The following is a 24,075-nucleotide window of genomic DNA, read 5'->3' on the forward strand; positions in this document are numbered from 1 at the left end:
ATAGGTAATAAGGAGGGGATATGTTGAAAAGGATACTGTTAGTTTCAACAAGTGCTCATGATATGAATGGACACCCGACTGGTTTGTGGCTGGAAGAGCTCGCAGCTCCTTATCATGTATTTAAAAAGGCTAAGTTTGATGTTGATATTGTGTCAATAAAAGGTGGGAGAGTACCTATAGATAGAGTGTCTATTCCGAATGGTATACCTCGCGAATTCAAGCATGTAGCTTCTTTATTGCAAAATACGAGGCCGATTTCAAATGTTCATTTTTCGGATTATGATGCGGTTTTATTTGGTGGTGGGCACGGGGCGATTGTAGATTTTCCAGGTAATCCATATGTAGTAAATTTGATTGAGAATATGTATCACAATAACCGGATTGTAGCGGCTGTTTGTCACGGAGTAAGCTCCTTAGTCGGTGTGAAAAATCAGGATGGCTCGTTTTTTGTTGCGGGTAAGCGTATAACAGGTTATACAAACGATGAAGAAAGAGCTGTACATTTAGAAAAGCGCGTTCCGTTTTTGCTAGAAAGTAAGTTGAAAGAAGAAGGAGCTTTGTTTTATGTAGCCCCCAATTTTACGCCGCATGTAGTAGTAGATGGTCATTTAATTACAGGACAAAATCCACAGTCTAGCGTGGAAATAGGTAAGGCTATAAAAAGGGCTGTAAATAAATTATCGTCATTTTAATTTCTGCTCATTTCTTCTTATTAATGGGAATGTCTTCTTTTCAAAAAAAGATGGAGCAATGAATATGCACTTTATATAGAAGAAACCGACTTTCTTATAGAAGGTCGGTTATTTTTCTATCTTGCAAATTACGAAAAAAAGGAGCAAAATAAAAAAGGTCCTAGTCTATACATGGGCAAATGAAAATTTTCATACAGAAGCATTTGAAGTGAGCGAACTTAAAGTGTGTAAAATATAATGATAAACATAAAAGATGATGAATGAGAAAACGGGTGATGAAGTTGAATAGAGCAATCGGTGTTATCGATTCAGGAGTTGGCGGTTTAACAGTAGCGAAGGAATTAATTCGTCAGTTGCCGAAAGAGCGTATCATATATTTAGGAGATACAGCACGTTGTCCTTATGGTCCACGTTCTCGAGAAGAAGTACGTCGATTTACGTGGGAAATGACGGAGCATTTACTAGATTTAAATATTAAAATGTTAGTTATTGCGTGTAATACAGCAACTGCAGTTGTATTAGAAGAGATGCAAAAACAATTACCAATTCCAGTAGTAGGAGTTATTCACCCAGGATCACGTACAGCTTTAAAAGTGACAAACACGTATCACGTTGGGATTATTGGAACGATTGGAACGGTGAAAAGTGGTGCATACGAAGAGGCGTTAAAGTCTATTAATAACCGTGTTATGGTAGAAAGTTTAGCTTGTCCACCTTTCGTTGAACTTGTAGAGAGTGGGAATTTCGAAAGTGAAATGGCGTATGAAGTTGTAAGAGAAACGCTGCAACCACTGAAAAGTACCGATATTGATACACTTATATTAGGTTGTACACATTATCCGATTTTAGGACCTGTTATTAAAAAAGTAATGGGAGATAAAGTGCAACTAATTAGTTCTGGTGATGAAACAGCACGTGAAGTAAGTACAATCTTATATCATAGTAAAATGTTGAATGAAGGAGAAGAACAAAGCGATCATCTCTTCTTAACAACAGGAAAAATAGGCTTGTTTAAAGAAATTGCATCAAAATGGTTTGGTCAACCGATTGAAAATGTGAAGCATATTCATTTAGAAAAAGAATAATAGTAGAATTTATATAAGTGAGCTCCTGAGAAATCAGGAGCTTTTGTTTTATCTTGCTATTTGCTGGGGAGTAAGACCCCTGTTGATTAAAGTTTCAATTTATAAGAGGCGCAGCTTGTTCTAAAACGTGAAACAGCTCGTATACATAATAGTACAAACTTAGATTTTAGGGGGGAATGGCATGCCTAAATCCACTTTTAAATGGGTTGTTGGTGCTACTGTGAGTGCTGTTTTACTAACAGGGTGTGGCTTTATAAATCAAGAGAAAGCAACTGAACAAATTGATCCGCCAAAACAAGTTACGTATACAGAGGGTGGGAAGAAAGAAGTAGCTAAAAAAGATAAGCAAGGGCAAATGGTAAATAGAGAACTATACCTTGTTGATAAAAATGGTTATGTTGTACCACAAACGTTAGCTATACCTACTCCGAAAGCAAATGAGACTGTGAAGCAAACGTTAGAATACCTTGTGAAAGATGGACCGGTAACGAATTTATTACCGAATGGGTTTCGTGCAGTCATTCCGGCGAATACAACGATGACCTTAGATTTGAAAAAGGACGGAACGGCAGTTATTGATTTCTCTAAAGAAATGAAAAACTATGCGAAAGAAGAAGAGCGTCAAATCGTTGAATCTATAGCTTGGACGTTGACGCAATTTACAGAGATAAAACAAGTGCAGTTCCAAATAAATGGTGAGAAATTGGCAAAAATGCCGGTTGGTGGTACACCGCTTGGTGAAGGAGTGAGCCGTGCAAATGGTATTAACTTCGATGATGAACAAGTAACAGATGTAACAAATACAAAACCAGTCACACTGTATTTTATGGCGCAAAATAATAATAAACAGCAATACTACGTACCAGTCACACGCCGCGTTGCGGAAGGTAAAGAAAATGACTATGCAGCAATTATAGATGAACTTGTAAAAGGTCCGATCCATCAATCGCTCCTGAATGATTTTAATCCAGGTGTTAAGCTTATTACGAATCCGAAATTACAAGACGGAAACCTTACATTAAACTTTAATGAAAATATATTTGTAAACCCAGATAAAAATATGATTTCAAATTACGTATTGAAGTCGTTAGTTTTATCTTTAACAGAAAAGAAAGGTGTGAAAAATATTTCTATTGAAGTAAATGGAAAAGCAAATCTTATAGATGAAAAGGGTGGAAAGTTAATAAAACCTGTAGATCGTCCAGAAAACGTGAATACAGGTAGTTTTTAATCGTCAATAATTTGATATACTTAAGTAAGAAAGAGGAATTGCTTTTTGGGTTCCTCTTCTTTTATTGTATACATATCATACATTTAAATTTGGCTATACTAACAAGTAGTTATGAGGAGGTTATTTTTATGCGAGTAGATGGTAGAGAGAAAACAGAATTACGCCATATACATATTCATACGAATTATTTAAAACATCCAGAAGGATCAGTATTAATTGAGGTTGGGGATACAAAGGTGATTTGCTCAGCGACAATTGAAGAGCGTGTCCCACCATTTATGCGTGGAGAAGGAAAGGGCTGGGTAACAGCTGAATATGCGATGATTCCACGTGCGACAGAACAACGTACAATTAGGGAGTCAAGTAAAGGGAAAGTAACAGGACGTACAATGGAAATCCAGCGCTTAATTGGACGAGCATTACGTGCGGTAGTTGACTTAGAAGCGCTTGGTGAGAGAACGGTTTGGATTGATTGTGATGTTATTCAAGCGGATGGTGGAACGAGAACAGCTTCTATTACAGGTGCATATGTAGCGATGGTATTAGCGTTTGAGAAGTTATTACAAGCAGAAAAAGTATCTAAAATTCCAGTAAAAGATTATTTAGCAGCAACGTCAGTAGGGATTGTTGAAGAACAAGGTGTTGTTTTAGATTTAAACTATGCAGAAGATTCTAAAGCAGACGTTGATATGAACGTGATTATGACTGGAAAAGGCCAGTTCGTTGAAGTGCAAGGAACTGGAGAAGAAGCGACGTTTAGTAGAGCGCAGTTAAATGAACTACTTGATGCAGCAGAACAAGGCATTTTCCAACTGATTGATATGCAAAAAGAAGCGTTAGGTGACATCGTATCTCATATAGAGTAGAGGTGGAAAGTATGAAACAAGTTGTTGTAGCGACAAAAAATATGGGGAAAGTACGTGAATTTGCCGAGTTATTTGAGCGATTTGATTTAGAAGTGAAATCATTACACGATTTTCCCCATATTGAAGAAGTCGAAGAAACTGGTGAAACATTTGAAGAAAATGCGATCTTAAAAGCGGATAGTTTGAGTAGACAGTTGAATGCAATTGTAATTGCGGATGATTCAGGTCTTATTGTAGATGCGTTAAACGGGAAACCAGGCGTGTATTCAGCTCGTTTTGCTGGAGAGCCAAAAGATGATCAAGCGAATATTGATAAAGTTTTACAAGAATTAAATGAAATACCGTTTGATAAGCGTAAAGCTCGCTTCTACTGTGCATTAGCAGTAGCTTTCCCTGAAGGTGATAAAAAGCCTGTCATTGTAAACGGGACATGTGAAGGATTTATTTTAGAACAACGCCGCGGAGAAAATGGCTTTGGATACGATCCGATCTTTTATGTGGAAGAGTACAAAAAAGCAATGGCGGAATTAAGTTCAGATGAAAAAAATGCTATTAGTCACCGCGGACGTGCTCTTCGTAAGTTAGAAGAAAAAATCCCGGAATGGTTTTTAGGAGAATAAGGGAGAGAGAATGATGAAAGCTTTAATCGTAAGCGATAGTCATAGCTCTGTGAAGGAATTACAGCAGTTGAAAGAGAAGTATGAAGGGAAAGTAAATATCATGATTCATTGCGGTGATTCAGAGCTAACATCTGCTCATGAAGAACTGCAAGGTTTCCATGTTGTAAAAGGAAACTGTGATTATGCTAACTTTCAAGATGAAATTGTAACTGATGTAGATGGAATTCGCTTCTTAGTTGTGCATGGACATCGCCATAATGTGAAAATGACATTACAAACGCTAGCGTACCATGCTGAAGAAGTGGGAGCGCAAGTTGCATGCTTCGGACATTCTCACGTATTAGGTGCGGAATTAATCGAGGGCGTTTTATTTATTAATCCAGGCAGTATTTTATTACCACGTCAGCGTGTAGAAAAGACATTTGCTTTATTAGAAATGGATGAAAATCAAATGGAAGTTCGTTTTGAAACGTTAGACGGACAACTAGTTGAACAGGCAGTTTTTAAAAGAGGATAAGAAAATTTATCCTCTTTTAAAAAAGGTGTTGACTTTATGTGTGGTTATACATATAATGAATATTGTCGATAGGGCAACGGCGCTAACGAAGAAAAGAAAATAACATATGCGGGTGTAGTTTAGTGGTAAAACAAGAGCCTTCCAAGCTCTGGTCGAGAGTTCGATTCTCTTCACCCGCTCCATGTCCCAGTAGCTCAGCCGGATAGAGCATACGCCTTCTAAGCGTACGGTCGGGAGTTCGAATCTCTCCTGGGACGCTAAAAAAACCTTGTTATCTTTTGATAACAAGGTTTTTTGTTTGTCTAAAATTTGATGTTTGGGTTATAGGTGTAGTTCATTCTTGATATTTGCGACCTTTCCTTTGATATTAAGTAGTTGCATATGTACTTCTTTTTCTTAAATAAAAAGAGCGCCATTTATGCGCCCTATTCCTCTTATTTAATTTAAAGAATCAATAGGTTTATGATGGAACTCAAATCCATATCCAGATTCTCTTAATTGTTTACTTACAATATTATAAAACTCTTTACCATTCTAGTACAATTCAGCAGCAGTTATCGGAACTTATTCCCGGTAGTGTGTTACAATTAATAGAAGCGGAAAACGAGAATCTCCAATTGACTGGACCTGTGATTGGTTAGATGGTTTAAGAAGGTCGTATAAAAAAGGGAGATGGCGCAAAGATGGCGAGATCAAATGAGAATGATTTAACGGAGAAATTGGCAGAAGGCCACCGAAAATATGGTGATGGCAATTTTACAGTACAGAACATCGGTGATGAAACTAACCCGAATTGGACTGTCGTAAAAAATGTGAGGAAGGGATCGGCAGGCATTCGCGAAGGAGAAGATATATTAAGACTGCGATCAAAATATATAAAATAGTACGGAAATGGGCGGAGCGGGAGTTCGAATCTCTCCTGGGACGCTAAGAAAACCTTGTTATCTTTTGATAACAAGGTTTTTTGTTTGTTTTAAATTAGTTGTTAATAAACTTCTCAAATACAAAACCATAATCTTTCACATTATATTGTTTCTTCGTATCAACGAGCCAGTTAAAAGCGATTTCGTTTATTTCTTTAAACTGTTCTGCTAAATTTACTTGTGCGTTTGAAATACGGCTGAAAGCGTTAGATGCCATATCTAAACTTTTATGTGCATACTGCAATGTAATATCGTTGTCGTATGAGATTTCTTCTATTTTAAGTAAAGCTTTATATAAATCTTTTAATTCTTCAATATGTTTTTTATGGACATCAATTGAATAGTGTTCATCGCCCATTTGGAACTTAATTTCTACATCTAAATCAATCGTTCCCGCAGTTTCAAGCGCTACGTTTTTAATTTGATATTTACTATAGCTAAAGCGGCGTAGTGTACGTTTTTTACTTGTTGCGCTTGTACCGTCTAAGTGAATTAACCCTTTGTTTGTGAAGCAATATTCATCTGATTTCGATTTAATTAGAAAGTAAATTTTCTCCCCATCTTCATGCATTACATAATCATCGGCATCGACCTTATCATAGTCTTTAGGTGTAATAACAGAACCTACATCGCTTAGTCCTAATACATCTGCGGCCATTTTTTTAAACATATATAATCCCCCTTGTAAATTAAAGTCTTAATTGTACAAAAATATATTAACATGATCTTCATCCTTTGTTTTCTTGTAATACGAAAATATCTGAAGGTAAGTTAAGAAAAGTAATGAATAATTATTTTGATCCTAAATTATTTAGTAAATCTATTAGTTTAAGAGTGGATTCTCCGAAAAATAACCAAGAGAAAAAAGTTAATTTTGCAAGTGATTATAAATAAATTCCGTGAAAGCACCTCAAGCGATATGAGGTTTTTTTCAATCTCTTTTTGAAATCTTACAATTCTGTAAGGTAACTGTAAGGTAGTTCGATGGTAAGAAATTGCTAATCTTTTATAATGAAGATAACAACGATAAAACGAGGAGGCAGAAATGATGAAAGGATTAGTTGTAACGGGCTTGACGGTTGCTTTTGGATTTGTAGCGTATGAGAAATTAACGTATGTAGTTGATGTTGTGAAACATTTGATTGCTTAGAGAAAACAGCCATGAGAGGGAAAGGGAATGAGTGAATGAATGGAATGGTTATTTGGAATTATAGGTACTTGTAGTGTAGTGTTATTGTTCTTTGTCCCAAGTGGTATACTTAGTTCGACAACAAGTTTGTTCTTCTTAAGTTTGTTTGCTTGTACGATGCTTATTATTATGTTTTTAATGAAGCGAAGTAAACCAATCTTCTATTTTAGCATGATTGTTATGGCAATTATTGTTCTCCAAATTATTACCCTTGTAATATACCCCACAATTATAAAAGCTTTCCATTAATGATGAATCCTCTGCGTTTGTTGCTGGGGATTTTTACTTGTACAATTTTAATTTTTAGTAGAGATTTATTTGTATTGGAATGTAAAAATTAAATATTTTCATATTTCAAACAAATAGTTTTGGGATGTTGTGTTCTCATTACGCATTTGATATATTTACTTTGAACATAATTAAAATCAAGAAAAAGAGGCGGACGTATGGATAAAAAAGAAAATACGGTCGTATTGTTTCCACAACTATCAGAGCGCTATATTGATGAAGGTTTTTTAGCGCTGAAAGAGCGGAAGTTCGAAGATGCATTGCGCTGCTTTGAAATATTACGTCAGTATAATGCGGAAACGGAACAAACGGAATTAGCTTCAGTTATTTGTTTACTCGAATTAAAACGTATGGAAGAAGCGAAAGACAAATGTGAACAGTTGCTTAAAACAGGAGTTGTCTTATTTGGTGATATTCTTGAAACGTACGTGACTATTTTAGTTCAAACAAATGATTATGAAGGTGTTATTGAAACTGTTGAAAAGGTTTTACAAACGAAAGATATAATGCCTGATCAAAAGGAAAAATTAGCGCAGCTTGCTTTATTTGCAGAAGGTATGCTAAATGAGGGAGACGCATCGCTAGTGGATTCAAATTTTGAGTTGGATGAGTTTACTAATGAAATTTTTGGAGAAAACTTTGGACAGAAGCTAAGAGCGATTCAGCGACTTTCGTTAAAAGACTTAGATCTTGCATTACCTGTTTTAAAGAAATTTTTAATAGACGAAGAGCAACACCCCTATTTGAAAACTTCTATTTTGTATAAAATGATAGAAAGTCAGGTAGAAGAGGAAATAGAGGTAGAAAAGTTTGGGAATACGATTAAGGTAATTCCAGCATTTACAGGTCATAATGAGGAGCAATCCAATAACATTATACATAAATTATCAAGTCGATTAGAGCAAAATTATCCCGATATATTTGAAGCGATGGTTACATATTGGAAAGAATTGCAAATTAGCATTTTCCCATTCGCTCTATTAATGGATAAAGAAGAGATTTGGTCAGCTGTTTTAGAGAGAATTGGAAGAAAGCGTTTCGGATTGGCTATTGATGAAGAAGAGCTTATGGCAGCATACAATATCGAATTGGAAGAGTTTCATATTGCCTATCAATGGTTATTACGTGTTGAAAGAGAAGGATATTTGCCCGTATAATTATGAAAAAGAATCGTTCAGTTCTTGAAACGAGCATATTCTATGTTATAATGTAAGGGTTGCAAAAGGCAGAAAACTGCCTGTTTGTAAGAGAAGAGAAGTGTAATTCTCTTACTTAATATGTTTCATATTATTCTCGAACAAAATATACCGTAGTTGTCTTCTGGGCAATTAGTAGATTGGAACATTATATCTGAAAGCTTTTGCTAGAGGATTATTTGTGTATTTGTTATTTCAAAAAAGAGATAATGAAGATCTTAATCTATAGAGGTATGTGCATACATTATTATAGTTGGAGGGAAAGAATAAATGTCTACAAAATGGGAAAAATTAGAAGGTAACGTTGGCGTTTTAACAATCGAAGTTGATGCTAAAGAAGTAAACAACTCTATCGACGCTGCGTTCAAAAAAGTAGTAAAAACAATTAACGTACCAGGTTTCCGTAAAGGAAAAATGCCTCGTCCATTATTCGAACAACGCTTTGGTATTGAATCTTTATACCAAGATGCTTTAGATATCATTTTACCAAAAGCATACGGTGAAGCGATTGAAGAAGCTGGTATCTTCCCAGTTGATCATCCTGAAATCGACATCGAGAAGTTCGAAAAAAATGCTAACCTTATCTTCACTGCAAAAGTTACAGTGAAACCTGAAGTTAAATTAGGTGAGTACAAAGGTTTAGCAGTAGAAAAAGTTGAAACAACTGTAACTGACGAAGATGTAGAGAACGAATTAAAATCTTTACAAGAGCGTCAAGCTGAACTAGTTGTTAAAGAAGAAGGAACTGTTGAAAACGGTGATACAGCTGTAATCGACTTCGAAGGTTTCGTTGATGGCGAAGCATTTGAAGGCGGAAAAGGCGAAAACTACTCTCTAGCAATCGGTTCTGGTACATTCATCCCAGGTTTCGAAGAGCAAGTAATCGGTCTTAAATCTGGTGAGTCTAAAGACGTTGAAGTATCATTCCCAGAAGAGTACCATGCTGCTGAATTAGCTGGCAAACCAGCAACATTCAAAGTAACAATTCACGAAATCAAAACAAAAGAACTTCCTGAGTTAAACGACGAGTTCGCTAAAGAAGCAGACGAAGCGGTTGCAACTCTTGATGAATTAAAAGCAAAACTTCGCACAAACTTAGAAGAAGGCAAAAAGCACGAAGCTGAGCACAAAGTACGTGACGAAGTAGTAGAATTAGCTGCTGCTAACGCTGAAATCGAAATTCCAGAAGCTATGATCAACACTGAGTTAGATCGTATGGTTCGTGAATTCGAGCAACGTTTAAGCCAACAAGGTATGAACCTTGAGCTTTACTACCAATTCACAGGTACTGATGCTGACAAATTAAAAGAGCAAATGAAAGAAGATGCACAAAAACGTGTAAGAATCAATCTTGTTCTTGAAGCTATCATTGAAGCTGAAAACATCGAAGTTACTGAAGAAGAAGTAACTGCAGAAGTTGAAAAAATGGCTGAAATGTACGGTATGCCAGTAGACGCTATCAAGCAAGCTCTTGGAAGCGTAGACGCTTTAGCTGAAGATCTTAAAGTGCGTAAAGCTGTAGACTTCTTAGTAGAAAACGCTGCATAATAAAATAACAAGGCACGATTAAAATCGTGCCTTGTTTTATAAATATAGAAATATATTTATAAAACTTTTCGATGGAGAAGGAAAAGTTCCTTTACAAGTCGAATATACATATTTCAAAAGTTTTAAAAATTTTTTATTTGTACATAACTAGTCATATTATTTGTATTTCTCGCCACGTAGTGACATAATATGTATTTACATACGATACATTTATCGTGTACATACGAAGGCAAGAGGTTAGCACTTTGTAAGGGGTGTGAAAATATGTTTAAATTTAATGATGAAAAAGGGCAATTAAAATGTTCTTTCTGTGGTAAAACACAAACGCAAGTTCGAAAGTTAGTGGCAGGTCCAGGTGTTTACATTTGTGACGAGTGTATCGAACTTTGTACTGAAATTGTACAAGAGGAGCTTGCGAAGGACGAAGAAGTAGAATTCAAAGATGTACCGAAACCGGTAGAAATTCGTGAAATCTTAGATGAGTATGTCATCGGGCAAGATAGCGCGAAAAAAGCACTAGCGGTAGCGGTATATAACCATTACAAACGCATTAATTCTAACAGCAAAATTGATGATGTAGAATTAGCGAAGAGTAATATCGCACTTATCGGGCCAACAGGTAGTGGTAAAACATTACTTGCACAAACGTTAGCGCGTATTCTAAATGTTCCATTTGCAATCGCGGACGCAACATCTTTAACAGAAGCTGGATATGTTGGAGAAGATGTAGAAAATATCTTACTAAAATTAATTCAAGCAGCTGATTATGATGTAGAGAAAGCGGAAAAAGGAATCATTTATATTGATGAGATTGATAAAGTGGCACGTAAGTCCGAAAATCCATCAATTACACGTGATGTATCTGGTGAAGGTGTGCAGCAAGCACTTCTGAAAATTTTAGAAGGTACTGTAGCAAGCGTTCCACCTCAAGGTGGTCGTAAGCATCCGCACCAAGAGTTTATTCAAATTGATACAACGAACATCTTATTCATTTGTGGTGGAGCGTTTGATGGCATTGAGCCGATTATTAAACGTCGCCTTGGTGAAAAAGTAATTGGATTTGGTTCTGAGAAGAAAAATGCTGATGTAAATGAGAAGCATGTTTTATCTCACGTATTACCAGAGGATCTTTTAAGATTTGGTTTAATTCCAGAGTTTATCGGTCGTCTTCCAGTTATTGCGAACCTAGAGCCACTTGATGAAGATGCTCTTGTTGATATTTTAACGAAACCGAAAAATGCACTTGTTAAGCAATTCCAAAAACTATTGGAGCTTGACGATGTTGAGTTAGAGTTTGAAGAAGGTGCACTAATCGAAATTGCGAAAAAAGCAATTGAACGTAAAACGGGTGCTCGTGGACTTCGTTCTATTATTGAAGGCTTAATGCTTGATGTAATGTTCGAACTTCCATCTCGTAAAGATATCGAGAAGTGTATTCTTACAAAAGAAACAGTAGCTGATAATGAGCCGCCAAAATTGGTGTTACAAGACGGTACTGTACTTGATACAAAAACATCTGCATAATGCGAAAGGGAAACAGCAATTTTTATAATTGCTGTTTTTCTTTATGTTTAGCTACGTTCCTCCGCGGAAATACTAAGAGATAAAATATTGCGGGAGGAAATAAATAATGAGCTGGACAAATATATTTTTAGTTGTTCAACTTGTTTTTGGTGTAATTGTCGGATTGTATTTCTGGCATTTACTTCGAAATCAACGAACACAAAAAGTTTCAATTGATCGAGAATCGAAAAAAGAATTAGAACAACTTCGTAAAATGCGTGAGATTTCTTTAACAGAGCCGCTAGCAGAAAAGGTGCGTCCTACAACCTTTTTAGATATTGTAGGGCAAGAGGACGGGATTAAGTCGTTAAAAGCGGCTCTTTGTGGTCCGAATCCGCAACATGTAATCATATATGGCCCACCAGGTGTTGGGAAAACAGCGGCAGCACGTCTTGTATTAGAAGAAGCGAAACGAAATCCTAAATCTCCATTTCGTACGAATGCAACATTTATTGAACTTGATGCGACAACAGCTCGGTTTGATGAACGTGGTATCGCAGACCCTTTAATTGGTTCGGTGCATGATCCGATTTATCAAGGTGCTGGGGCGATGGGGCAAGCAGGTATTCCGCAACCGAAAAAAGGGGCTGTAACAGATGCACATGGTGGTATTTTGTTTATTGATGAGATTGGCGAGCTCCATCCGATTCAAATGAACAAAATGTTAAAGGTGTTAGAAGATCGAAAAGTATTTTTAGAAAGTGCGTACTATAGTGAAGAAAATACAATGATCCCAACATATATACATGATATTTTCCAAAAAGGCTTACCGGCAGATTTTCGCTTAGTTGGAGCAACGACACGTTCGCCAGAGGAAATTCCTCCTGCTATTCGGTCACGTTGCTTAGAAGTATTTTTCCGTGAATTAGATACGGAAGAAATTCAAAAAGTAGCGAAAAATGCCGCGGAAAAAGTGGAAATGCAAATAGGTGAAAATGGTATTGAGATGATTGGGATGTATGCAAGGAATGGACGAGAAGCGATTAATCTCGTGCAAATCTCTGCGGGTATGGCGATAAATGAAGAACGTTCTTTCATTAAGGATGAAGATATAGAGTGGGTTGTTCACTCAAGTCAGCTTACACCGAAATATGAAAAGCGCATTTATCCGATTCCAAGGATTGGTCTTGTAAATGGTCTTGCTGTATACGGACCAAATACAGGTGCGTTATTAGAAATTGAAGTAACAGCAATTCCGGCGAAAGATAAAGGATCGGTAAATGTTACCGGAATTGTGGAAGAAGAAAGTATTGGTAGTCAAACGAAATCGATTCGTCGTAAAAGTATGGCGAAAGGCTCTGTTGATAATGTATTAACAGTACTTCGTTCTTTAGATGTGTTGCCAGAAGGATACGATATACATATTAACTTTCCAGGGGGTATCCCAATTGATGGCCCTTCTGCAGGAATCGCTATGGCAACAGGTGTATATTCTGCGGTGCACCGCACGTATGTAAATAATGAAGTAGCGATGACAGGTGAAATAAGTATACACGGAGAAGTAAAGCCTATTGGTGGCGTATACGCAAAAATAAAAGCTGCGAAAAAAGCGGGAGCTAAGAAAGTCATTATTCCTGCTGAAAATATGCAACCATTTTTGTATACGATCAAGGGAATTGAAATTATTCCTGTTCGTAAGTTAAAAGAAGTATTTGAGTTAACGTTTATGCAAGAAAATATGCATAGAGAGCTAGATGTACATACTCACGTAGACGAAACAGATGCACAATCTATGTAAAAATAAACAATAATAAAATTTGCCAGACTTCGTTTAAGTTTGTATGCTTAATCGGAGTCTTTTTCTTTTCGTGAGGTAGAAAAACAAGCTATTTACAATTGCGCGGAATCTCAGCAATTGCATCTAGGTGTATTGTAATATAAAATAGTTGAACAGGAGTTTAATTTATTATGGAGGTGCTATGTCTAGTATGAATACGAACGAAAGAATCGTGCCCCTCCTACCATTAAGAGGCGTTCTCGTATATCCAACGATGGTTTTGCATCTTGATGTAGGACGTGATAAATCGATACAAGCACTAGAGCAGGCGGCAATGGATGAAAATATCATCTTTTTAGCAATGCAAAAAGAAATGAATATTGATGATCCGAAAGAAGATGACATATATAGTGTAGGTACAGTGGCGAAAGTGAAGCAAATGTTAAAATTGCCGAACGGTACGCTTCGTGTCCTTGTGGAAGGTTTACATAGAGCAGAAGTAATAGAGTTTATCGAAGAAGAAAATGTAGTACAAGTTTCTATTAAAACGGTAACTGAAGAAGTAGAAGATGATTTAGAAGAGAAAGCTTTTATGCGTACGTTACTGGAGCATTTCGAACAATATATTAAAGTTTCGAAAAAAGTTTCAAATGAAACTTTTGCAACGGTAGCTGATGTGGAAGAACCAGGGAGATTAGCTGATTTAATTGCTTCTCACTTGCCGATTAAAACGAAGCAGAAACAAGAGATTTTAGAGATTGTATCTGTAAAAGAACGATTACAAACACTTATTTCAATTATTCAAGATGAACAAGAGTTACTTAGCCTAGAAAAGAAAATTGGGCAAAAAGTGAAACGTTCCATGGAGCGCACGCAAAAAGAATATTTCTTACGTGAGCAAATGAAGGCGATTCAAACTGAACTTGGCGACAAAGAAGGCAAGGGCGGAGAAGTAGAAGAACTTCGTGAGAAAATTGAACAGTCAGGAATGCCGGAAGAAACAATGAAGGCTGCCCTGAAAGAATTAGATCGTTATGAAAAGTTACCAGCAAGTTCTGCGGAGAGTGGTGTTATTCGCAATTATATTGATTGGTTATTAGCGCTTCCGTGGACAGAGGCAACAGAAGATATAATTGACCTTGCTCATTCGGAAGAGATTTTAAATAACGATCATTACGGTCTTGAAAAAGTGAAAGAGCGTGTACTTGAATATTTAGCTGTACAGAAGTTAACGAATTCATTAAAAGGACCTATCCTTTGTTTAGTAGGCCCTCCTGGGGTCGGCAAAACTTCGTTAGCGCGTTCAATTGCAACATCATTAAATCGTAACTTCGTCCGTGTATCTCTTGGTGGTGTGCGTGATGAATCTGAAATTCGTGGTCACCGTCGTACATATGTTGGAGCAATGCCAGGACGCATTGTTCAAGGTATGAAAAAGGCGAAAACAGTTAATCCAGTCTTCTTATTAGATGAGATTGATAAAATGTCTAACGATTTCCGTGGAGATCCATCAGCGGCATTACTTGAAGTATTAGATCCGGAACAAAACCATAACTTCAGTGATCATTACATTGAAGAACCATATGATCTATCAAAAGTTATGTTTGTAGCAACTGCTAATACACTTTCAAGTATTCCGGGTCCATTACTTGACCGTATGGAAATCATTTCGATTGCTGGCTATACAGAACTTGAAAAAGTACACATTGCTCGTGAGCATTTGTTGCCGAAACAATTAAAAGAACATGGCTTACGAAAAGGTAATTTACAAGTGCGTGATGAAGCGCTTCTTGAGATTATTCGTTATTATACACGTGAGGCTGGTGTTCGTACGCTAGAGCGCCAAATTGCAAAAGTTTGCCGTAAAGTAGCGAAGATTATCGTTACAGCAGAACGTAAACGTATCGTTGTGACAGAGAAAAAGATTGTTGATTTACTTGGTAAACACATATTCCGTTATGGGCAAGCTGAAAAAACAGACCAAGTTGGTATGGCAACAGGTCTAGCTTACACAGCAGCAGGCGGCGATACACTTGCCATTGAAGTTTCTGTAGCGCCAGGAAAAGGGAAACTAATTTTAACAGGGAAACTTGGGGATGTTATGAAAGAATCAGCACAAGCTGCGTTTAGTTATATACGTTCTCGTGCAGAAGAGCTTCAGATCGATCCGAATTTCCATGAGAAAAATGATATTCATATTCACGTTCCAGAAGGAGCAGTTCCAAAAGACGGACCGTCAGCAGGTATTACGATGGCAACGGCACTTATTTCTGCGCTAACAGGTATTCCTGTAAGTAAAGAAGTGGGTATGACAGGTGAAATTACACTTCGTGGTCGTGTATTACCAATTGGTGGTTTAAAAGAAAAAACATTAAGTGCTCACCGCGCAGGCTTAACAAAAATTATTTTGCCAGCAGAAAACGAGAAAGATTTAGATGATATTCCAGAGAGCGTAAAAGAAAACCTTACGTTTGTGCTTGCATCTCATTTAGATGAAGTATTGGAGCACGCATTAGTAGGAGTGAAACAATGAAAGTAACAAAAGCAGATATTGTAATTAGTGCTGTTAAACCAGAACAATATCCAGACAGTGATTTACCAGAAATTGCATTAGCAGGTCGTTCAAATGTGGGGAAGTCTTCCTTTATTAATAAAATTTTAAATCGTAAAAAGTTAGTGCGTATTTCTTCTAAACCAGGAAAAACGCAAACGCTGAACTTTTTCTTAATCAATGAGATGATGCACTTTGTTGACGTTCCAGGTTATGGATATGCAAAAGTATCTAAATCGGAGCGCGCTGCATGGGGGAAAATGATTGAAACGTACTTTACAACTCGTGAGCAATTAGACGCAGCTGTATTAGTAGTTGATTTACGTCACCAACCAACAAGTGATGACGTGATGATGTATGATTTCTTAAAGCATTATGAAATCCCAACAATTATTATTGCGACGAAAGCCGATAAAATTCCGAAAGGGAAATGGCAAAAGCATTTAAAAGTTGTAAAAGAAACGCTTGCTGTTGAAATTGGCGATGAAATTGTTCTATTCTCTTCTGAAACAGGACTTGGAAAAGAAGAAGCGTGGAAAGCAATTCATAAATTTACAAAAACAAAAAACGCGTGACGAATGTCGCGCGTTTTTGTTTTGCTAAATTTTTTAGCGTACGTTTAATGTAACTTCAATATTTCCTCGTGTTGCTTTCGAATAAGGACATACACCGTGAGCCGCTTCTACAAGTTCTTGTGCTTCGCTATGTGAAACGCCAGCCACATGTACATCAAGTACAGCAGATAGACCGAAACCACCATCTGTATCTTTTCCGATAGAAACGTGAGCAGTTACTTCTGTACTTTCTACTTTCACACGTTTTGTACGAATGACAAGTTGTAATGCACTATCGAAACAAGCTGCATAACCAGCTGCAAATAGTTGTTCTGGATTTGTTGCTTCTCCGCCTGCACCACCTAGTGCTTTCGGCATTTTTACATCAAGATTTAATATGCCATCATCTGAAACTACTTTCCCATTTCTTCCACCTGTTGCTGTTACTGAAGCAGTATATAATTTATCCATATTTATTCCCCTTTTCCATCATTAATTGTTTTCATTGTGCCAATTAGTTTATTTAGTTGAATTAATAAAGAGCGATATTCTTGCTCTGTAATTCCTAAGTTTGTAGCCATCGTTGTCGGTAATGAACAAGCCTTTTCCTTTAAATCTTTGCCTTGTTCTGTTAATTCAATACAAACTTTTCGCTCGTCTTCTTTGGAACGAACACGTTTTACAAGTTTTAATGATTCCATGCGTTTTAACATAGGTGTTAACGTACCAGAATCTAAAAATAGACGTTCTCCAATTTCTTTTACTGTTAGTCCATCTTGCTCCCATAGTACGAGTAAAGTAATGTACTGGGGATACGTAATACCCATTTCTTCTAAATAAGGTCGATAAAAACGAGTAATCTCTCTAGAGCAGGCGTAAATAGAAAAACAAAGTTGGTTATCTAGATGCAAAGAGTCTTCTGTCATAAATAACTCCCTTCTAATTAAGTTGTGCACAATTTAATTTTATAAAACCAATATAACGAAAAAGAAATACAATGTCAAATACATTGTATTGAGAAAGTCTTTGTTACATTTTGGAACAATCATACATATTTTCCTTCATGATGAAAGAAGATAGGGAAGATGATGTTATAATTTATATGGAATAGTTTCCATCACTTGATTATGAGGGCTTTTTTTGGTAACGTACAAATAGAGTTATTAATTTATAATCATTATAAAGTAGAAGTTTTTTTATTAGTGTTACTGAATCTCCTTTATTACATACGGAGAATAATTAAAAAATAATCAGTTGTTCACACGATTGTCAGATTCATAAGAGGAAAGTTGTATTATGATAGTAGATAAAGTGATAAAACGGGTGAAGGGGGACATGCTGCGTGCATATTCTTGTTGTTAGTGTAAATTATCGAACAGCCCCTGTAGAATTTCGTGAGAAACTCACATTTCAGGCAGCAGAACTAGAGCGAGCGATGACTACATTACAAAATCAAAAGAGCGTGTTAGAGAATGTCATTGTATCAACTTGTAATCGCACTGAGATTTATGCTGTTGTCGATCAATTACACACGGGACGGTATTATATTAAGAAGTTTTTAGCTGATTGGTTTCAGCTTGAAATAGAAGAAGTCGCGCCATATTTAACTATTTTTGAACAAGATGGTGCAATAGATCATTTATTCCGCGTAACGTGCGGTTTAGATTCTATGGTAGTCGGAGAAACGCAGATTTTAGGTCAAATAAAAGATAGCTTTTTAGAAGCGCAACAAGTTAAAGCAACAGGCACAATTTTTAATGAATTGTTTAAGCAAGTCATTACATTAGCAAAACGTGCCCACTCAGAAACAACAATCGGGGAAAGTGCGATGTCTGTTAGTTATGCTGCTGTTGAGCTTGGAAAGAAAATATTTGGCGAGTTAACAGATTGTCATGTGCTTATTCTTGGTGCTGGTAAAATGGGCGAACTTGCACTGCAAAACTTATATGGAAGTGGTGCTCGTAAAGTAACAGTTATGAATAGGACGCTTTCGAAAGCAGAAGTAATGGCTGAGAAATATATGGGACATGCAAAATCATTAAGCGAATTACAATGTGCATTATTAGAAGCAGATATTTTAATTAGTTCAACTGGTGCATCGGAGTATGTCATTACGAAAGAGATGATGACAAAGGTAGAGAAAATGCGCTCTGGTCGCCCTTTGTTTATGGTTGACATTGCAGTGCCACGTGATATTGATCCAGCGATTGATGAGCTAGAAGGTTCTTTCTTGTATGATATTGATGATTTACAAGGAGTAGTGGAGGCAAACCGTGCTGAGCGTTTGAAAGAAGCAGAGAAAATTCAATTTATGATTGAAGAGGAAATTGTTCTATTTAAAACGTGGTTAAGTACACTTGGTGTTGTTCCATTAATATCAGCTCTTCGTGATAAGGCACTTGCAATTCAAAGTGAAACGATGGTAAGCCTAGAGCGAAAAATACCAAACCTTAGTGATCGTGAGAAAAAAGTCATTAGTAAGCATACGAAAAGTATTATTAATCAATTATTAAAAGACCCAATTTTAGTAGCGAAAGAAATAGCTGCTGAAGAGGGAGCGAGCGAAAAATTAGCGTTATTTGCGAAGATTTTCGATTTAGAAACGGAAGACGTAGAGAGTTGTGCGGAAGAAGTAGAACATAAAAAAGTGTGGACACCATCCGTTCCATCTTTATAATTTGGAAGGATGATCGGATGAGTTTTTTAAATAACAGTATTATTTATCATATTGCAATTATTTTATATGCTTGTAGCATTAGTTTATATTTTATAGATTATTTCCAAAGTAACCGAAAGGCGAACCGATTTGCTTTTTGGTTACTTGCGATTGTATGGGTCCTGCAGTCTATTTTTATGTTGCTTAGGGCTACAGATTCAGAAACGAATCCAATTTTAACTTTATTATCAGGGATTTATTTTTATGTTTGGTTATTGATTACGATGTCGTTAGTCATTAATCGATTTATGAGAATCGACTTTTTAGTCTTTTTTACAAATGTTGTTGCATTTGGCGTAAGCGCTTTTTCTATTTTTACACCGCTCGGAAAGATGTCGCCAGTACTTGCGGAACAATTAGTTTCAGAACTTGTATACGTGCATGTCGGTATGGCAATTATTTCTTACGCAACGTTTACTGTATCGTTTATTTTTTCTATTATGTACTTATTACAATATCGCCTATTAAAAAAGAAAAAATGGAATGCGAGATTAAGAAGGTTAGGGAATTTACCGAAGCTAGAATCTATGTCTTACGGATTAAATTTATTTTCTGTTCCATTTTTCTTACTAGCAATTTTATTAGGATGTATATGGGGATATACAAAATTGGATAATTTCCATTGGTATGATACGAAAGTAATCGGATCTTTTGTCGTTCTATTTGTGTATTGCACAGGTTTATATTTACGAGCGGCAGATGTGTTGCAAGGTAAGAAAATTGTACAGTGGAATATCGGATCGTTTCTCGTAATGCTAGTAAACATTTTTCTATTAAGCAGTTTATCCAATTTCCACTTTTGGTATTTATAATGAGGAGAGAGAATTATGCGCAAAATTATTGTAGGATCACGAAAGAGTAAACTAGCATTAACGCAAACAAACTGGTTTATTGATCAGTTAAAAGCCCTAGGTCTACCATATGAATTTGAAGTGAAAGAAATTGTCACAAAAGGTGATGTTATTTTAGATGTTACTCTTTCAAAAGTAGGCGGCAAAGGCTTGTTTGTAAAAGAGATTGAACACGCGCTACTTACGAAAGAAATCGATATGGCTGTACATAGTATGAAAGATATGCCAGCCGTACTTCCAGAAGGTTTAATGATTGGTTGTACACCAAAGCGTGTTGACCCTCGTGATGCTTTTATCTCAAAAAATGGAGCATCGTTTAAAGAGTTAGCGGAAGGTGCTATTTTAGGTACGAGTAGTTTAAGACGTAGTGCACAGCTACTCGCTGCGAGACCAGATTTACAAGTTAAGTGGATTCGCGGGAATATCGATACACGTTTACGTAAATTAAAAGAAGAAGATTACGATGCGATTATTTTAGCAACAGCTGGATTACAAAGAATGGGCTGGGATGATGAAGTTATTACAGAACATTTAGATGAAACGTTATGTGTACCTGCTGTAGGACAAGGTGCATTAGCGATTGAGTGTCGTGAGGATGATAAGGATTTATTGCAATTGTTAGCGCATATTAATGATACGATAACAGAAAGAACAGTGGCAGCGGAGCGAGTATTTCTTCATAAACTTGAAGGTGGATGCCAAGTTCCAATTGCTGGATATGCAACCCTTACAGAGAACGATGCAATCGAATTAACAGCTCTTGTCGGCTCTATGGATGGCTCTGTTTTATTAAAAGAGACAGTAGTGGGTACTAATCCTGAGGAAGTAGGATTAGAGGCCGCGGACCGTTTAATTAAGCAAGGCGCCCAAGAACTCATTCTTGCTGCAAATAAGGAGCAACAATAAATATGAACGCTCTCGCTGGAAAAACGGTATTGATTACACGTGCCCAGCATCAAGCGAAACAAATGAGTGTAGCAGTGAAAGAAAAGAGCGGAATTCCATTGGAAATTCCGCTTTTGCGTATGGAAGGTATGTCTCATAGGCAAATTCAACATATTGAAGAGCAGCTACATTCATACGACTGGGTTATTTTTACGAGCAGAAATGGTGTAGCTTTTTTTCTAGATAGTTTAAAAAAGAAACTACCACTAACCATTAAAATCGCTGCGGTAGGTGTGAAAACAAAATTAGAGTTAGAAAAAAGGGGCTATCAAGTTCATTTTGTTCCGACTTCATTTGTTGCAGAAGCATTTGCAGAAGAGTTTCTAAAAGAATTAAGTGGAAATGAACGTATTTTATTTCCGAAAGGGAATTTAGCAAGAGAGGTAATTCCGGTTGCACTTCGGGAAATTGGTGTTTCTCTAGATGAGCTAACCGTATACGGTACGAAAGTGAATATAGAAAAAAAGCAAGAGCTTATAGCGGCATTGAAGTTAGGGAAAGTAGACATTATTACATTTACGAGCCCTTCAACTGTTACTAGTTTTGTTCGTTTACTTGAGGGTACAAACTGGAGAGAATGGACAAAAAAATGTACAATTGCTTGTATAGGACCTATTACGGAAAAAGAGGCAAGTCTTTATTTTCCGTCTGTTATTGTGCCGAAAGAGTACACTGTAGAAGCATTACTACAATGTGTTTGTGAATCTATAAAATGAAAGAATGGGGATAGAAATCTATGAACTCTTTACAATTTAATCGTCATCGTCGTTTAAGACAAAGCGGGGGCATGCGTGCGCTTGTGCGTGAAACGTTTTTACATACGGAAGATTTTATTTACCCTATTTTTGTATTAGAAGGTGAAAATGTTCGTAATGAAGTTCCTTCTATGCCAGGCGTATATCAAATGTCTTTAGATTTATTGCAAGCTGAAATGCAAGAAGTTGTTGATTTAGGTATTCGTTCTGTTATTGTATTTGGTTTACCTGCTGAAAAGGATGAAGTTGGATCATCAGCATATTGTGATCATGGAATTGTACAACTTGCTATTCAGCAAATTAAAGGTGATTTCCCTGAGCTAGTAGTAGTTGCAGACACATGTTTATGTCAATTTACAAGCCATGGTCATTGCGGTGTAATTGAAGATGGTATTATTTTAAATGACGAGTCTCTTGCAGTTCTTGCGAAAACAGCTGTAAGTCAAGCGAAAGCAGGAGCGGACATTATTGCGCCATCAAACATGATGGACGGCTTTGTAACAGCAATTCGCCATGCATTAGACGAAAATGGTTTTGGACACGTGCCAGTTATGTCGTACGCTGTGAAATATTCATCAGCATTTTATGGACCATTCCGTGATGCTGCGCACGGTGCACCGCAATTTGGTGACCGTAAAACATATCAAATGGATCCGGCAAACCGTATGGAAGCATTCCGTGAAGCAGAATCAGATGTAATGGAAGGTGCAGATTTCTTAATCGTAAAACCAGCTCTTTCTTACTTAGATATCGTTCGTGATGTGAAAAATAACTTTAATTTACCAGTTGTCGCTTATAATGTAAGTGGTGAATATTCGATGATTAAAGCGGCAGCGCAAAATGGTTGGATTAATGAAAAAGAAGTTGTTCTTGAAAAATTAATTAGTATGAAACGTGCAGGAGCAGATTTAATTATTACGTATCATGCAAAAGATGCAGCAAGATGGTTACAAGAAGGAGGCGCTAAATAATGAAAAAGTTTGATAAGTCAATTGCAGCGTTTGAAGAGGCGCAAGACTTAATGCCTGGTGGCGTAAATAGCCCGGTTCGTGCCTTTAAGTCTGTTGGGATGAATCCGTTGTTTATGGAGCGTGGAAAAGGCTCTAAAGTATATGATATCGATGGGAATGAATACATCGACTACGTATTATCATGGGGTCCTTTAATTCATGGTCATGCAAATGATCGTGTTGTAGAAGCGTTAAAATCTGTTGCTGAAAGAGGTACAAGCTTCGGTGCACCAACAGAAATTGAAAATAAATTAGCAAAACTTGTTATTGAGCGCGTGCCATCAATTGAGATTGTGCGTATGGTTAACTCTGGAACGGAAGCGACAATGAGTGCACTACGTTTAGCTCGTGGTTATACAGGTCGTAATAAAATCTTGAAATTTATCGGTTGTTACCACGGTCATGGTGATTCGTTATTAATTAAAGCTGGTTCTGGTGTGGCGACTTTAGGTTTACCAGATAGTCCTGGTGTACCAGAAGGTGTAGCGAAAAATACGATTACAGTAGCTTATAACGATTTAGAAAGCGTAAAATACGCGTTTGAACAATTCGGTGATGATATTGCTTGTGTAATTGTAGAACCAGTAGCAGGAAATATGGGGGTTGTTCCTCCGCAGCCTGGATTTTTAGAAGGTCTTCGTGAAGTAACAGAACAAAACGGTGCATTGCTTATTTTTGATGAAGTAATGACAGGGTTCCGAGTAGCTTATAATTGTGGCCAAGGTTATTATGGCGTAACGCCTGATTTAACATGCTTAGGTAAAGTAATCGGTGGTGGTTTACCGGTAGGAGCATACGGTGGTAAAGCGGAAATTATGCGCCAAGTTGCGCCAAGCGGACCGATTTACCAAGCTGGTACTTTATCAGGTAACCCACTTGCAATGGCGGCAGGTTATGAAACGTTAGTACAGTTAACGCCAGAATCATATGTAGAATTTGAGCGTAAAGCTGAAATGTTAGAAGCTGGATTACGTAAAGCAGCTGAAAAACATGGCATTCCGCACCATATTAACCGTGCAGGCTCTATGATTGGTATTTTCTTTACAGATGAACCCGTTATTAATTACGATGCAGCAAAATCTTCAAACTTAGAATTCTTTGCGGCTTACTATCGTGAAATGGTAGAACAAGGTGTATTCTTACCGCCATCTCAATTCGAAGGTTTATTCTTATCGACAGCACATAGTGATGCAGATATTGAAGCGACGATTGCAGCAGCTGAAATTGCAATGTCAAAATTAAAAGCGTAATGTATTAG

The 24,075-nt window shown here is 36.9% G+C and carries 23 protein-coding genes, 2 tRNA genes and 1 pseudogene; 22 read left to right on the forward strand and 4 right to left on the reverse strand.

Going from position 1 to position 24,075, the window contains the following annotated elements; all coding sequences use genetic code 11:
- Window positions 1-20 precede the first annotated feature (20 nt).
- From ACTFR8_RS10270 to ACTFR8_RS10305, 8 genes are all read left to right on the forward strand, one after another.
- Window positions 21-692 (forward strand): type 1 glutamine amidotransferase domain-containing protein, encoded by a 672-nt coding sequence (locus tag ACTFR8_RS10270; protein ID WP_098300107.1) that lies wholly within the window; start codon window positions 21-23, stop codon window positions 690-692.
- Window positions 693-967: 275 nt separating this feature from the next.
- Window positions 968-1,777 (forward strand): glutamate racemase, encoded by an 810-nt coding sequence (racE, locus tag ACTFR8_RS10275; RefSeq protein ID WP_030028397.1) that lies wholly within the window; start codon window positions 968-970, stop codon window positions 1,775-1,777.
- A gap of 181 nt (window positions 1,778-1,958) precedes the next feature.
- The gene (gene gerM, locus ACTFR8_RS10280) at window positions 1,959-3,008 is read left to right on the forward strand and encodes a spore germination protein GerM (protein ID WP_001126749.1); all 1,050 of its coding nucleotides are present in this window, start codon (window positions 1,959-1,961) and stop codon (window positions 3,006-3,008) included.
- Window positions 3,009-3,136: 128 nt separating this feature from the next.
- Window positions 3,137-3,874 carry a ribonuclease PH gene (gene rph / locus ACTFR8_RS10285; protein WP_001261765.1) on the forward strand — a complete coding sequence of 246 codons (738 nt, stop codon included), beginning with the start codon at window positions 3,137-3,139 and terminating at the stop codon, window positions 3,872-3,874.
- A gap of 11 nt (window positions 3,875-3,885) precedes the next feature.
- A complete protein-coding gene (locus ACTFR8_RS10290; RefSeq protein ID WP_000815939.1) occupies window positions 3,886-4,494 on the forward strand; it encodes an XTP/dITP diphosphatase in 609 nt (202 codons plus the stop codon).
- Window positions 4,495-4,507: 13 nt separating this feature from the next.
- Window positions 4,508-5,011 carry a metallophosphoesterase gene (locus ACTFR8_RS10295; protein ID WP_000645518.1) on the forward strand — a complete coding sequence of 168 codons (504 nt, stop codon included), beginning with the start codon at window positions 4,508-4,510 and terminating at the stop codon, window positions 5,009-5,011.
- A gap of 108 nt (window positions 5,012-5,119) precedes the next feature.
- Window positions 5,120-5,193, forward strand: a tRNA-Gly gene (locus ACTFR8_RS10300).
- A 1-nt stretch (window position 5,194) separates the two neighbouring features.
- Window positions 5,195-5,268, forward strand: a tRNA-Arg gene (locus tag ACTFR8_RS10305).
- A 181-nt stretch (window positions 5,269-5,449) separates the two neighbouring features.
- Here the strand turns inward: ACTFR8_RS10305 and ACTFR8_RS10310 are convergent.
- Window positions 5,450-5,542: pseudogene (locus ACTFR8_RS10310) on the reverse strand (DUF6572 domain-containing protein); the annotation flags it as partial.
- Window positions 5,543-5,694: 152 nt separating this feature from the next.
- On the opposite strand from ACTFR8_RS10310, the gene ACTFR8_RS10315 reads away from it, so the two are divergent.
- On the forward strand, window positions 5,695-5,895 hold the full coding sequence (locus ACTFR8_RS10315) for a hypothetical protein (protein WP_000124460.1): 201 nt from the start codon (window positions 5,695-5,697) through the stop codon (window positions 5,893-5,895).
- A 94-nt stretch (window positions 5,896-5,989) separates the two neighbouring features.
- Here ACTFR8_RS10315 and ACTFR8_RS10320 read toward each other — a convergent pair whose 3' ends face one another.
- Window positions 5,990-6,604: a PH domain-containing protein gene (locus tag ACTFR8_RS10320; protein WP_000473867.1), complete on the reverse strand. Its 615-nt coding sequence runs from the start codon at window positions 6,602-6,604 to the stop codon at window positions 5,990-5,992.
- A 519-nt stretch (window positions 6,605-7,123) separates the two neighbouring features.
- Between ACTFR8_RS10320 and ACTFR8_RS10325 the strand changes: the two genes are divergently transcribed.
- From ACTFR8_RS10325 to ysxC, 7 genes are all read left to right on the forward strand, one after another.
- Window positions 7,124-7,372, forward strand: coding sequence for a hypothetical protein (locus ACTFR8_RS10325; protein ID WP_001983650.1), 249 nt, complete (start codon window positions 7,124-7,126; stop codon window positions 7,370-7,372).
- A gap of 197 nt (window positions 7,373-7,569) precedes the next feature.
- On the forward strand, window positions 7,570-8,568 hold the full coding sequence (locus ACTFR8_RS10330) for a hypothetical protein (RefSeq protein WP_000358274.1): 999 nt from the start codon (window positions 7,570-7,572) through the stop codon (window positions 8,566-8,568).
- A gap of 309 nt (window positions 8,569-8,877) precedes the next feature.
- The gene (tig, locus tag ACTFR8_RS10335) at window positions 8,878-10,155 is read left to right on the forward strand and encodes a trigger factor (RefSeq protein WP_000105215.1); all 1,278 of its coding nucleotides are present in this window, start codon (window positions 8,878-8,880) and stop codon (window positions 10,153-10,155) included.
- A gap of 264 nt (window positions 10,156-10,419) precedes the next feature.
- Window positions 10,420-11,679 carry an ATP-dependent protease ATP-binding subunit ClpX gene (clpX, locus tag ACTFR8_RS10340; RefSeq protein ID WP_000472289.1) on the forward strand — a complete coding sequence of 420 codons (1,260 nt, stop codon included), beginning with the start codon at window positions 10,420-10,422 and terminating at the stop codon, window positions 11,677-11,679.
- Between the two features lie 106 nt (window positions 11,680-11,785).
- The gene (gene lonB / locus ACTFR8_RS10345; protein WP_000119179.1) at window positions 11,786-13,456 is read left to right on the forward strand and encodes an ATP-dependent protease LonB; all 1,671 of its coding nucleotides are present in this window, start codon (window positions 11,786-11,788) and stop codon (window positions 13,454-13,456) included.
- 181 nt (window positions 13,457-13,637) lie between these two features.
- Window positions 13,638-15,968 carry an endopeptidase La gene (gene lon / locus ACTFR8_RS10350; protein WP_000097286.1) on the forward strand — a complete coding sequence of 777 codons (2,331 nt, stop codon included), beginning with the start codon at window positions 13,638-13,640 and terminating at the stop codon, window positions 15,966-15,968.
- Window positions 15,965-16,561 carry a ribosome biogenesis GTP-binding protein YsxC gene (gene ysxC, locus ACTFR8_RS10355; protein ID WP_000869116.1) on the forward strand — a complete coding sequence of 199 codons (597 nt, stop codon included), beginning with the start codon at window positions 15,965-15,967 and terminating at the stop codon, window positions 16,559-16,561. The genes lon and ysxC overlap by 4 nt, the downstream gene beginning before the upstream one ends.
- 33 nt (window positions 16,562-16,594) lie before the next feature.
- Here ysxC and ACTFR8_RS10360 read toward each other — a convergent pair whose 3' ends face one another.
- Entirely contained in the window at window positions 16,595-17,011 is a 417-nt protein-coding gene (locus tag ACTFR8_RS10360; protein ID WP_000359781.1) for an organic hydroperoxide resistance protein, read from the reverse strand.
- A 2-nt stretch (window positions 17,012-17,013) separates the two neighbouring features.
- Window positions 17,014-17,466, reverse strand: coding sequence for a MarR family winged helix-turn-helix transcriptional regulator (locus ACTFR8_RS10365; protein WP_100619237.1), 453 nt, complete (start codon window positions 17,464-17,466; stop codon window positions 17,014-17,016).
- A 416-nt stretch (window positions 17,467-17,882) separates the two neighbouring features.
- On the opposite strand from ACTFR8_RS10365, the gene hemA reads away from it, so the two are divergent.
- The 6 genes from hemA to hemL are packed head-to-tail and all read left to right on the forward strand — an operon-like array spanning window position 17,883 to window position 24,067.
- Window positions 17,883-19,217 carry a glutamyl-tRNA reductase gene (hemA, locus tag ACTFR8_RS10370; protein ID WP_000547867.1) on the forward strand — a complete coding sequence of 445 codons (1,335 nt, stop codon included), beginning with the start codon at window positions 17,883-17,885 and terminating at the stop codon, window positions 19,215-19,217.
- Between the two features lie 17 nt (window positions 19,218-19,234).
- On the forward strand, window positions 19,235-20,068 hold the full coding sequence (locus tag ACTFR8_RS10375; protein WP_000008991.1) for a cytochrome c biogenesis protein: 834 nt from the start codon (window positions 19,235-19,237) through the stop codon (window positions 20,066-20,068).
- Window positions 20,069-20,083: 15 nt separating this feature from the next.
- The gene (gene hemC, locus ACTFR8_RS10380) at window positions 20,084-21,013 is read left to right on the forward strand and encodes a hydroxymethylbilane synthase (protein ID WP_001226402.1); all 930 of its coding nucleotides are present in this window, start codon (window positions 20,084-20,086) and stop codon (window positions 21,011-21,013) included.
- 2 nt (window positions 21,014-21,015) lie between these two features.
- Window positions 21,016-21,768, forward strand: a complete 753-nt coding sequence (hemD, locus tag ACTFR8_RS10385; RefSeq protein WP_000992348.1) for a uroporphyrinogen-III synthase — start codon at window positions 21,016-21,018, stop codon at window positions 21,766-21,768.
- 20 nt (window positions 21,769-21,788) lie between these two features.
- Window positions 21,789-22,778 carry a porphobilinogen synthase gene (gene hemB, locus ACTFR8_RS10390; protein ID WP_100619239.1) on the forward strand — a complete coding sequence of 330 codons (990 nt, stop codon included), beginning with the start codon at window positions 21,789-21,791 and terminating at the stop codon, window positions 22,776-22,778.
- The gene (gene hemL, locus ACTFR8_RS10395; protein ID WP_000712943.1) at window positions 22,778-24,067 is read left to right on the forward strand and encodes a glutamate-1-semialdehyde 2,1-aminomutase; all 1,290 of its coding nucleotides are present in this window, start codon (window positions 22,778-22,780) and stop codon (window positions 24,065-24,067) included. The genes hemB and hemL overlap by 1 nt, the downstream gene beginning before the upstream one ends.
- Window positions 24,068-24,075 lie beyond the last annotated feature (8 nt).

Origin of the sequence: Bacillus cereus group sp. MYBK15-3 (assembly GCF_051916765.1) — a bacterium.
GTDB lineage: Bacteria > Bacillota > Bacilli > Bacillales > Bacillaceae_G > Bacillus_A > Bacillus_A cereus.

Bases quoted from the DNA above. Each gene is read 5' to 3' on its own strand.
- racE (WP_030028397.1), top strand. From the start codon at position 968: ATGAAGTTGAATAGAGCAATCGGTGTTATCGATTCAGGAGTTGGCGGT.
- hemC (WP_001226402.1), top strand. From the start codon at position 20,084: ATGCGCAAAATTATTGTAGGATCACGAAAGAGTAAACTAGCATTAACG.
- ACTFR8_RS10270 (WP_098300107.1), top strand. From the start codon at position 21: ATGTTGAAAAGGATACTGTTAGTTTCAACAAGTGCTCATGATATGAAT.
- ACTFR8_RS10325 (WP_001983650.1), top strand. From the start codon at position 7,124: ATGGAATGGTTATTTGGAATTATAGGTACTTGTAGTGTAGTGTTATTG.
- ACTFR8_RS10360 (WP_000359781.1), bottom strand. From the start codon at position 17,011: ATGGATAAATTATATACTGCTTCAGTAACAGCAACAGGTGGAAGAAAT.
- clpX (WP_000472289.1), top strand. From the start codon at position 10,420: ATGTTTAAATTTAATGATGAAAAAGGGCAATTAAAATGTTCTTTCTGT.
- hemB (WP_100619239.1), top strand. From the start codon at position 21,789: ATGAACTCTTTACAATTTAATCGTCATCGTCGTTTAAGACAAAGCGGG.
- ACTFR8_RS10290 (WP_000815939.1), top strand. From the start codon at position 3,886: ATGAAACAAGTTGTTGTAGCGACAAAAAATATGGGGAAAGTACGTGAA.
- rph (WP_001261765.1), top strand. From the start codon at position 3,137: ATGCGAGTAGATGGTAGAGAGAAAACAGAATTACGCCATATACATATT.
- lon (WP_000097286.1), top strand. From the start codon at position 13,638: ATGTCTAGTATGAATACGAACGAAAGAATCGTGCCCCTCCTACCATTA.
- ACTFR8_RS10365 (WP_100619237.1), bottom strand. From the start codon at position 17,466: ATGACAGAAGACTCTTTGCATCTAGATAACCAACTTTGTTTTTCTATT.
- hemL (WP_000712943.1), top strand. From the start codon at position 22,778: ATGAAAAAGTTTGATAAGTCAATTGCAGCGTTTGAAGAGGCGCAAGAC.
- hemD (WP_000992348.1), top strand. From the start codon at position 21,016: ATGAACGCTCTCGCTGGAAAAACGGTATTGATTACACGTGCCCAGCAT.
- gerM (WP_001126749.1), top strand. From the start codon at position 1,959: ATGCCTAAATCCACTTTTAAATGGGTTGTTGGTGCTACTGTGAGTGCT.
- lonB (WP_000119179.1), top strand. From the start codon at position 11,786: ATGAGCTGGACAAATATATTTTTAGTTGTTCAACTTGTTTTTGGTGTA.
- tig (WP_000105215.1), top strand. From the start codon at position 8,878: ATGTCTACAAAATGGGAAAAATTAGAAGGTAACGTTGGCGTTTTAACA.
- ACTFR8_RS10295 (WP_000645518.1), top strand. From the start codon at position 4,508: ATGAAAGCTTTAATCGTAAGCGATAGTCATAGCTCTGTGAAGGAATTA.
- ACTFR8_RS10375 (WP_000008991.1), top strand. From the start codon at position 19,235: ATGAGTTTTTTAAATAACAGTATTATTTATCATATTGCAATTATTTTA.
- ysxC (WP_000869116.1), top strand. From the start codon at position 15,965: ATGAAAGTAACAAAAGCAGATATTGTAATTAGTGCTGTTAAACCAGAA.
- ACTFR8_RS10320 (WP_000473867.1), bottom strand. From the start codon at position 6,604: ATGTTTAAAAAAATGGCCGCAGATGTATTAGGACTAAGCGATGTAGGT.
- ACTFR8_RS10315 (WP_000124460.1), top strand. From the start codon at position 5,695: ATGGCGAGATCAAATGAGAATGATTTAACGGAGAAATTGGCAGAAGGC.
- ACTFR8_RS10330 (WP_000358274.1), top strand. From the start codon at position 7,570: ATGGATAAAAAAGAAAATACGGTCGTATTGTTTCCACAACTATCAGAG.